Here is a 2,272-nt window from a genome sequence, read left to right on the forward strand (position 1 = left end):
TAACATATCTTATCCTTAATGAAGACTTATAGTTATAAAATTCATTTTCATTAAATATACAAATCTCAGATTTAAGTGGTGGGAATGTATATAATAAAAAAATTATAAGACCACAACTCGGTATGGTTTCCATGGAAGGTATCAATAATAAGCTAATAAATATAGGTGAATACGGTCAAGCCTTAGACGGCTACAAAGACGTTTTAAATCAGACTATTTTGCAGATTGCTCCTGAATCTTTGCAATCGTTGTTAGGGAATGTTTTACCTTCGCATTGGCAGGAATGGTTATTGCCTTTGATGGGCGTGCCCTTTTTTTTACTTTTTTTGGCTGAATGGTTTTATCAGTTTAAGCGTGGGAACGGTGATTCATTTAGCTTAAAAAGAACCATTACTAATTTTAGCTTAGGCGGTTCTTATTTAACGTTTGAGCTAATTATACAAGCGTTAATTGTATTACCAATTTGTCTGTGGCTATATCAATATCGTCTTTTCACGATTGAAGTAACCTGGCTAACGGTTATTCCCATATTCATTGCTGTTGAATTCAGCTATTACTGGTTCCATCGTGCTTCACACAGGGTCAACTGGTTCTGGTCAGCGCATGTGCTGCATCATTCTGATGATAAGATGAATTTATCTACTGCTATGAGGCAGAGTTTATTGTATTCAGTCACTGGCTGGTGGTTATTCTTTATACCGCTTATGATGCTTGGTGTTCATCCTGTTTGGGTGTTTTTCTTCTATGCACTCGATCTGATCTATCAATTCTTTATCCATACTGAAACGGTCGGTAAATTTCCTAAATGGGTAGAGTATATTTTTGATACCCCTTCTAATCATCGTGCTCACCATGGCGCTAATGCGGAGTATATTGACCAAAACTACGGTGGAGTTATCATTCTATTTGATCGTTGGTTCGGTACTTACGTGGAAGAAGATACCATTAATAATCCAGTGAAGTATGGCGCAGTGGGTGAAGCGAGCCATGACAATATTTTCAAGCTAATATTTGATGTTTTCTATCGCATGTGGCAACGATTTTTCCGCGCTAAAGGTATTAAAAATAAGTTGAAGGTTTTGTTTAGCCCGCCGAGTGCAGCTTAAGTTTTTTTGTCATAACAGAAACTTGAACAAGAGAAATATTCCCTCTGATAGAATAATTAAGCGACATCCTTCTTAGATATTTAGAATAACCCAATTCCATAGGTTAATTATGATGCTATAAGCATTGTTAGCCCGTTTAGTTAGCACTCTTTCAAGAGCCTGGTTGGCCCGATATCCTCGTAGACTTTTATTGCGCCTAAGCTTTCGTGATATGGTGCATGGACTACTGTTCAGTTGGTTAGCTATAAATTTGTTGTTGTGATTTGCTGACTTCAACGCATTTATCTGATATCGTTAACTTAGGCTTAGTTGTGTATAGCTCATGGTTAAAATCTCACTTTGGTCGGTGAATATAAACTTGTATGCTAGCGCGTCTAGTCTTTTTCACCTGACATTCGATATTGCACTTTATATATTTAAATTTAATAAATATTCCATTTAACTTTAGTCCTTTTATCAAGGTATGTTCTGAGTTAATGACATCCTTAAACTGGACAATATATAAGAGTAAATACTTATGAAAAAAATGTTCTTCATTTTGGGTACCTTTTTATTAGTACAAACATCAGTTGCTAATGCAGCAACTAATTGGACTCCATATTTGAAATCGATGTTATCTGGGTGCGAATTTGGTAATCCTACTAAAAAACTACCTGCCGTTTATAAATCTTCAATTGCCACTAAAAAGGTAAAGGGTAATCCTAATATTGAAGACGGGGGAGTTTATATGACGTATACCTTAAAGAACTCTACTGCCTTTGGTCTACCGTTGCTAAAAATTGAATATCTTCAGGGTTATGAGTGGAATTACTTAAAACTTTATTTTAAAGACGCTAAATTTACAACGCTACGTCCGCAATTCAAGTTACCGAAAATTAATAAAGATGAAGCTAAAGTTGTCAAAAATGATAAAAGCGGTTATGAAGTAGAAAATGGAGGATACCTAAGCTTAGTCTTTGATCAAAAGCAAAAGAGTATCACTTGTGGAGCAGGCGTTTAAAGGGGTAAAGCATTAAAAATCAATTTTTAAATGATTTGTCTAGCATCAACTATTTAATGTCCTCTAAAAAATAAACAATGAAATCAATTTTGATTTTTTGATGCTTCATCTTTATGCGTATGTCTAATAAATAGGGTGATAATTTGATAATTTTATTTTAATCATA

The 2,272-nt window shown here is 34.6% G+C and carries 2 protein-coding genes; both read left to right on the forward strand.

Features of this window, described 5'->3' with window-relative positions:
• Positions 1-131: 131 nt before the first annotated feature.
• Positions 132-1,106, forward strand: a complete 975-nt coding sequence (locus tag QZ265_RS10620) for a sterol desaturase family protein (RefSeq protein ID WP_296405998.1) — start codon at positions 132-134, stop codon at positions 1,104-1,106.
• A gap of 517 nt (positions 1,107-1,623) precedes the next feature.
• On the forward strand, positions 1,624-2,106 hold the full coding sequence (locus QZ265_RS10625) for a hypothetical protein (protein ID WP_296406000.1): 483 nt from the start codon (positions 1,624-1,626) through the stop codon (positions 2,104-2,106).
• Positions 2,107-2,272 lie beyond the last annotated feature (166 nt).

Origin of the sequence: Psychrobacter sp., from assembly GCF_018260395.1 — a bacterium.
Taxonomy (GTDB): Bacteria; Pseudomonadota; Gammaproteobacteria; order Pseudomonadales; family Moraxellaceae; genus Psychrobacter.